Below are 7010 nucleotides of genomic sequence, written 5' to 3' on the forward strand. Positions count from 1 at the left end.
CGGTCCTCTACTTGACGCCTAGCCGCATTCTGTAGCTGAACAGCACATCCAGCGTGCGCCCCTGGAAATATTGCTCCGTCAACCTCTTGAATGTCGCGATATCCTCGTCCAGCTCCGTCGAGCCGAGCTTTATGACGGTTTGGACTCCGCCCTGGCTAATCGCCAGTCCGGAATATCGGTCTGCATCGCATGGCTCGATGTTGTGGAATACGATCTCCTTCGTAAACCGGAATCGGCCGCTCTCTTTCAATTGCTGCAGGTGCTGCTCTTTGTTCCGTTTCCACGCTCTGTCTTCTTCCTTCGTGAGACCGGCGAGGACGGCGTCGGCTTTTCCGAGCAGGTTGTTATATACCGCTTCGAGCGTCCAATGGACCGTAGGCGGCCAGTCGCAGTCATAGGCGGCGAAAATGCCGCCTTCCGTCAGCACCCGGGACGCTTCCTTCAACGTGCTGGCCGGTTCCATCCAATGAAATGATTGGGAGCACGTGATGACGTCGACGGTGCCGGACTCCAGCTCCAATTGATTGGAATAGCCCGGTACAAAGGAAATCGTGTCCGCTCCGTCCGTGTGCGCCAGCTTCTCCCGCGCTCTCGAGATCATGTCGGCATTCGGTTCTACGCCGATAATCCGGTCTGCATGGCCGACCCATGCGAACGAGGACAATCCGGTGCCGCAGCCCACGTCGACGACGAGGGAGGGCCGTTTGCCCAAATAGGCAACGATGAGGTCGATTACCCGACGGGGAGCCTCCGGGCGATATTTGTCGTACAAGCTTTGATAACCCGAAAATCTTTCCACATTGCTTCGAACATTGCCTTCAGGAATCATGATGCAGCCTCCGTTCTTTGAAGTATCTTTACCATTTCGACGAGGCTCCCGGGTATTCCTGCGAATGAAAGGTTGACTTTCCGCTCGTCACTAACTAAAATATAGTTAGTGATTAAAAATATCGATACAATGTAATATGAAAAGTTTAGTATCGATGTAGCTTTCGACGGCATAGCCGTGAACGAACACAGCATCACCTGGCCTTATCCAACCGGCCGGCACTTATACAGAGATATATGGAGGGAACCATCATGAAAGTAGCAGCAATCGTAGGCAGCATTCGCAAGGACTCGTACAATAAGAAGCTGGCCCGTTATATCCAGAAGCGGTATTCCGATCGCTTCGAGCTGGACATACTGGACGTTCGCAGTCTGCCGTTCTACGATCAGGATATCGAGAACGAGCCGTCCGAGGCGGTACAGGAATTCAAACGCAGAATAGCCGACGCCGACGCCGTTCTGTGGGTCGTTCCCGAATATAACGGTACTATCCCGGGGGTGCTGGGAAATGCGATCGACTGGCTGTCCCGTGTGGACAAAGTCATGAACGGCAAGCCGTCCTGGATCGTCGGAGCATCGATGGGCCAGCTTGGTACGGTCAAAGCGCAGCTTCATTTGCGCGACATTTTGTTCTCGATGGGCATTTCGTCTCCGCTGCTTCCGGGAAATGAAGTGTATGTCGGCGCCGTCCATGAGAAAATAGACGCGGAGGGCAACCTGATCCACGAACCGACCGTCAAGTTCTTGGACAGCGTCGTCGACAACTTCTTGGCATGGGTGAGCAAGCTCCCTCGCTAATGCGGGGACCGGTGTCAAGTATAAGAAGCGGATGGCTCCCATTACGGAGTTATCCGTTTTTTTTGTTTCGTTACCCGCGATTTCCCGATCCGGCAGGAATGTTTTCGATCCCGGGCGAATTTCCTGTATAAGAGGGAAAACGGGCAAGGAGGAAGCGGGATGCGGAAAACGATATTGGCAAACGGACTTACGATCGTAAGCGAGCATCATGAACAAGCGTCGTCGACTTTGCTATGTTATTGGGTGAGAGCCGGAGGTCATTATGAAGAAAACTATCCATACGGAATCGCCCATTTCCTGGAGCATATGCTGTTCAAGGGAACAAGCTCGAGAACGAAGGATCAAATCCCGATCGATGTAGAAAATTGCGGAGGAAGAATAAGCGCGGCAACCGGCACGGACCGTACCCGATATTATGCTCATATGCCTTACGATAAATGGAAAGAGGGCATCGGCCTGCTGACCGACATGTTATTTCATTCCGTGCTGCCCGAGAAAGAAATAGAGCTTGAGAAAAAAGTGGTGCTGGAAGAAATTCACCGGGCCCGGGACAATCCGCGCGAATACGGCAGCCGAACTTTGTATCGGCTGCTGCGGGCGATGCAGCCCGAACGGGCGAGCAACCTCGGCACGGAGGAATCGGTCTCGGGGCTGACGCGGGACGATTTGCTGAAGTTCCATGAGCAGTTTTACGGCGCGGGCAATATCGTGTTGGCGGCGACCGGACACGTTCGGCATGACGAGCTTGTAGAGTATGTGAAAGGACTCGGTATTCCCGAGCCTCGGCGGATCTCTCCCGCGACCATGCTGGGGAAGCTGCAGCCCTATGAGCTCGGCGGCCGGGTAATCCATGAGGCGAGAGATATTAGGCAAGCGCAGCTTCATTGGGGCTTGTACGGTCCCGACGCCTATGACGACGCCAAATATGCCGGCATCATTGCGATGCATCTTCTCGGCGGCGGGCAGGCGTCCCGTCTATGGAGGCAAGTGAGGGGAGAGAAGGGGCTCGCCTACGAAGTGTGGGCCACGCTCAGCCCGATGGTCTCCGAAGGCTTTATAAGCGGCTATGTCGGGACGGACCCGCTGCGCGTGGAAGAGTCCAAGGCGATTATCGTCAGCGAAATGGAGCGGATGCGGCAGGAGCGAATTACGGAAGCGGAGCTGGAAAGAGCCCAAAATGCGATAACCGGACGCCATTTGATCGCCCAAGACCGGCCGGAAGCCATCAATGCGAGTATCGCCGCCCAGCATTTGTACGGTTTGAACACGGACCCGCGTCATTTTGCAGAACGCATACGCGGTGTTACGAGCGACGAGGTGTTGAGCTTCTCGCAGTCGTATTTGTGTCCGGATCGGATGTTGTATGTCCAAGTGGGCCGGGAGGCGAATGCAACCGCAGACGATCCAACCCGCGAGGCCATGTAAAGGGTCTAGCGTCGTTAGCTGCAGTCCGAACGGAACAAGCAGGCCGCTTACGCGTTGAAACGGTGCTATAGCGCTGCCAAACCGCGGGCGGCCGGTTCGCGTTGAGGTTGAATGCATTTTCGTATATGATGTTAGAGAAAAATGTGATAAGAGCAAACCTGAAATCTAATGATAAAGCGAGATGAATGCTATGTACCCTAAAGATTTGCAATATACGATGCCTGCGGAATGGGACAAGCATGAACGCACGTTCATTTCTTGGCCCGTACGGCAGTCGATGGTGTACCCGGATCAATACGAGCAAGTGTGCGAAGGATATGCGCAAATCGTCAAAGCGATCGCCGAGTTCGAGCCGGTAACCGTAATCGCCAATCCCGACGATGCCGACAGGGTGAAGGGCCGCTTCGTCGAAGCGAATGTCGATATTTTGGCAATTCCGCATAACGATGCCTGGTTCCGGGATAACGGACCGACCTTTATCGTTCGCGACGACGGCGAGCTGGCCGGGGTCAACTGGCGTTTCAACGCTTGGGGAGGCAAATATGCGCCTTGGGATTTGGACGACGCGGTCGCTCCACAAGTGCTGGAGCATCTCGGCGTACGGCGCTTTGACGCCCCTCTGGTCATGGAGGGCGGGTCCATCCATGTAGACGGGGAGGGTACGCTTCTGACGACGGAGGAGTGCCTGTTGAACCCGAACCGGAATCCCGATATGACGCGGGAGCAAATCGAGGAAGAGCTTAAGCGATTTCTGAATATAAGCAAAGTGGTTTGGCTGAAGCAAGGGTTGAGCGGAGACGAAACCGACGGACATGTCGACAATGTCGCCTGCTTTGCCGCTCCGGGCAAAGTGATTTTACAAGTATGCGACGACCCCGAGGACGACAACTATGCGATAACGCAGGAAAATATGCGGCTGCTGGGCGAAGCGACCGATGCGGCAGGTCGGAAGCTGGAGATCATTCCGATCCAACAGCCGCCGAAGGCGTTTTATGAAGACAACCGGCTCACGCTCAGCTATTTGAACTTCTACTTCGTCAATGGCGGCATCATCTTGCCGGTGTTCGGAGGAGAGGCCGCCGAAGCCGATTTGCAGGCGGAGCAAACGCTTCAAGCCGCATTCCCGGACCGCCGGATCCGCAAGGTGGACGGCATGGCCATTATTCGCGAGGGCGGCAACGTTCACTGCACGACCCAACAGATGGCGGCCGTACGGCGTTAAATCCGAGACCATGTGCATTAGCAGTAGGGTTCGCGTATGAACGAGAAGGAGGGAAACAAAATTGAGAACGGTCAAGGTGGCCGCGACGCAGATGAGCTGCTCCGGCAATATCGAAGAAAATATAAGCAAAGCCGACGCGCTTGTCAGACAGGCTGCGGCGGAGGGCGCGCAAATTATTTTGCTGCAGGAGCTGTTCGAGACGCCCTACTTTTGCCAGAAGGAAAAGGCGGATTATTACGTATATGCGACCGAAATGGAGCATAATAAAGCCGTGAATCATTTCAAAGCGGTCGCCAAGGAGCTGAAGGTCGTTCTGCCGATCAGCTTCTACGAGAAGAAAAATTACGCCCGCTACAATTCGCTGGCCGTAATCGACGCGGACGGCGAGATTCTGGGCAAGTACCGCAAGAGCCACATTCCCGACGGTCCCGGCTACGAGGAAAAGTTTTATTTCAATCCCGGCGATACGGGCTTCAAGGTGTGGAAAACCCGTTATGCGAAAATCGGGGTAGGCGTTTGCTGGGATCAGTGGTATCCGGAGGCGGCCAGATGCATGGCGCTTATGGGTGCGGAGCTGCTGTTCTACCCGACGGCCATCGGCTCGGAGCCTCAGGACGGCTCGATCGATTCGAAGGATCATTGGCAAATGTGCATGCTCGGACACGCGGCGCAAAACCTGATGCCGGTCATCGCTTCCAACCGGATCGGGGAGGAAGGCGACGACGATTCGACAATCAACTTCTACGGCTCGTCCTTCATTGCGGGTCCGCAAGGAAACAAAATCAAGGAAGCCGGTCGCAGCGAAGAAACGGTGCTCGTAGCCGAATTCGATCTGGACCAGCTCGAGACGCAACGGATCGAGTGGGGCATTTTCCGCGACCGCCGGCCGGACTTGTACAAAATCATTGCCACTTATGACGGAGAGACGTTGCAGTAATGGCGGCTTTGCCTTTACCGTTCCTCTCTTTGAATAGCCGTCGAACGGTCGACGCGGACAGCCAGCTTGCGAAGGACTTGAAGGAAGTCGTGCAATCGAAAGAATTCGAGAGCACGATCGACGAAGCAATTCAAAGGGTTTTCCAAGCCGCAATGGATGACCGGGAAATAAATAGCCGCATGACGCAAAGGAGCTGCCGAATTCGTTCGGCAGCTCTTTCTTTCGTTGCGTTCAGAAGCTTTTGGCGATCATCAGGTATAGAATGACGACCGGAAGCAGCGTGGCTATGGTGCCGAATATGGCCCAGTACAGGGAAGCTTTGCGGTAAGCCGCGGATACGGCGCCTGACGCCATCGATTGCTTGCTGTGGCGAATCATGCCGCGCTGCAAGGGGAGAAGGATGCCAAGCCATACCATGCCGGTTACGGCGAACAAAATAAGCGACAGCGTCAGCCAGTTGAAGCCGGAATGGAGCGAGCCGGAACGGCCGGCCATCCAGACGCCCGACACGATCAGAAGGGCAAGTCCCGGCAGCGTAAAGGCGTAATCGGCGAGCATGACGTTTTTGGCCGCCTCGTGAATGACGGCCGGATTGCGCGTAGCATCTGCGCGTATTTTCCAAAATGCGGCGGTTATGATGTTGCCTACGAAGAGAAAAGCTCCGCCTATATGCATGAAGAGCAGCAGGCTCATTGGTTAGGGCTCCTTTCGATCTGAGGTTTTGGGATTGAGCGTATTTGCCAAAAACATCGCAAAATCGGCCGCTGTAAACGAGGGTGTGCCGGCGCCGGCGGGAATGGCCGATCTCATGCGCAGGCCATAGGAGATCAGCATAAACAGCTCGGCGGTCTTATCCGCATCGATCGATTCGGGAATGACGCCATGGTTCTGGCCGGTGACGATCCATTGCTTGGACAGCCGGAACGATTGCTCGTAGAAAGCTTGCAGCGCTTCCGCGACGGACGGCTGCCCCTTTTTTCCTAGCAAATACATTAGCACCTGATTCGTAACATCTTGAGGATTTTCGAGCAGCGACAGCTTCTTCGTTATTTCCCGCAGCGGCCCTTCGAATTCCTTCTTCTTCTGTTGGTTCACTTCTTCGACGAAACGGTTGTCGATCTCTTCCAGCTGCTCTTGCAGGAGCAGCGCGAATATTTCATCCTTCGTCTTCACGTAATGGAATATCGCCCCCTTGGATAAGCCGGACCGCTCCATAATATCGCTCATCTTGATGGATTCGCAGCCTTTCTCGACTATCAGTTCCTCGACCGTCTGCAGCAGCAGCTGGAACGTCTGCTGTCTTCGCTGCTCTTGTTTCACGTGAAACCACTCCTTCCACGACTTATTAAGGATTCAGAAAAACATTTTGCCAGAGCACTATAGTTGAAGAGATACCCTTCGTGTATCAAGGAAAACTGACGCTGAATCGCGGTCGCTCATCCTTGAAGTGAGACGTGAGTTATTTTTATTATATAAACCGACCATCGGTTTGTAAATAACATTTTTGATTTTATTCCAAATAGTACGGCGGGGAATTACAACATGTTGCCGGAAATAGAGGAAGCGCATTCCGTTATTGTCCGGAATTCCGCAACACTTTGGAAGATAGCGGAACAGGAGGCTGTTATTTTGATTTTTTCGGGGTGAAATGATCGTGAACAGCGGAATAGAGGAACGGTCTTCCGTTATTTTGCTATCGACACGGGTATTCGGGACAATAACATACTTCAGTTCCGCTATTTTATGGATTCCTGGTCCCGCAAACCCGGCAAACCCGGCAAACCCGGCAAACCCGGCAAA

General features: G+C 54.0%; 8 protein-coding genes. 4 read left to right on the forward strand and 4 right to left on the reverse strand.

Going from position 1 to position 7010, the window contains the following annotated elements; genetic code table 11:
• Nucleotides 1–7: 7 nt before the first annotated feature.
• Nucleotides 8–829: a class I SAM-dependent methyltransferase gene (locus FE784_RS40240; RefSeq protein WP_139607928.1), complete on the reverse strand. Its 822-nt coding sequence runs from the start codon at nt 827–829 to the stop codon at nt 8–10.
• Between the two features lie 251 nt (nt 830–1080).
• Here FE784_RS40240 and FE784_RS40245 point away from each other — a divergent pair, with 251 nt between their 5' ends.
• The 4 genes from FE784_RS40245 to aguB all read left to right on the forward strand — a co-directional run bounded on the left by FE784_RS40245 (nt 1081) and on the right by aguB (nt 5210).
• Entirely contained in the window at nt 1081–1626 is a 546-nt protein-coding gene (locus FE784_RS40245) for an NADPH-dependent FMN reductase (protein WP_139607929.1), read from the forward strand.
• A gap of 159 nt (nt 1627–1785) precedes the next feature.
• The gene (locus tag FE784_RS40250) at nt 1786–3051 is read left to right on the forward strand and encodes a M16 family metallopeptidase (RefSeq protein WP_139607930.1); all 1266 of its coding nucleotides are present in this window, start codon (nt 1786–1788) and stop codon (nt 3049–3051) included.
• 190 nt (nt 3052–3241) lie between these two features.
• Nucleotides 3242–4273 (forward strand): agmatine deiminase family protein, encoded by a 1032-nt coding sequence (locus FE784_RS40255; RefSeq protein ID WP_139607931.1) that lies wholly within the window; start codon nt 3242–3244, stop codon nt 4271–4273.
• Nucleotides 4274–4334: 61 nt separating this feature from the next.
• The gene (aguB, locus tag FE784_RS40260) at nt 4335–5210 is read left to right on the forward strand and encodes an N-carbamoylputrescine amidase (protein ID WP_139607932.1); all 876 of its coding nucleotides are present in this window, start codon (nt 4335–4337) and stop codon (nt 5208–5210) included.
• Between the two features lie 231 nt (nt 5211–5441).
• On the opposite strand, the gene FE784_RS40265 is transcribed toward aguB, so the two are convergent.
• From FE784_RS40265 to FE784_RS41475, 3 genes are all read right to left on the reverse strand, one after another.
• On the reverse strand, nt 5442–5903 hold the full coding sequence (locus FE784_RS40265) for a DUF2269 family protein (protein ID WP_139607933.1): 462 nt from the start codon (nt 5901–5903) through the stop codon (nt 5442–5444).
• A 3-nt stretch (nt 5904–5906) separates the two neighbouring features.
• A complete protein-coding gene (locus FE784_RS40270) occupies nt 5907–6530 on the reverse strand; it encodes a TetR/AcrR family transcriptional regulator (RefSeq protein ID WP_139607934.1) in 624 nt (207 codons plus the stop codon).
• A gap of 57 nt (nt 6531–6587) precedes the next feature.
• On the reverse strand, nt 6588–7010 hold a 423-nt coding region (locus FE784_RS41475), incomplete at its 5' end, for a hypothetical protein (protein ID WP_176706877.1).

The organism is Paenibacillus hemerocallicola (assembly GCF_006265175.1).
GTDB lineage: Bacteria > Bacillota > Bacilli > Paenibacillales > NBRC-103111 > Paenibacillus_AB > Paenibacillus_AB hemerocallicola.

What these genes read in the sequence shown, in the direction of transcription:
- FE784_RS40240 (WP_139607928.1), bottom strand. Translation starts at nt 829, where the DNA reads ATGATTCCTGAAGGCAATGTTCGAAGCAATGTGGAAAGATTTTCGGGT.
- FE784_RS40245 (WP_139607929.1), top strand. Translation starts at nt 1,081, where the DNA reads ATGAAAGTAGCAGCAATCGTAGGCAGCATTCGCAAGGACTCGTACAAT.
- FE784_RS40250 (WP_139607930.1), top strand. Translation starts at nt 1,786, where the DNA reads ATGCGGAAAACGATATTGGCAAACGGACTTACGATCGTAAGCGAGCAT.
- FE784_RS40255 (WP_139607931.1), top strand. Translation starts at nt 3,242, where the DNA reads ATGTACCCTAAAGATTTGCAATATACGATGCCTGCGGAATGGGACAAG.
- FE784_RS40265 (WP_139607933.1), bottom strand. Translation starts at nt 5,903, where the DNA reads ATGAGCCTGCTGCTCTTCATGCATATAGGCGGAGCTTTTCTCTTCGTA.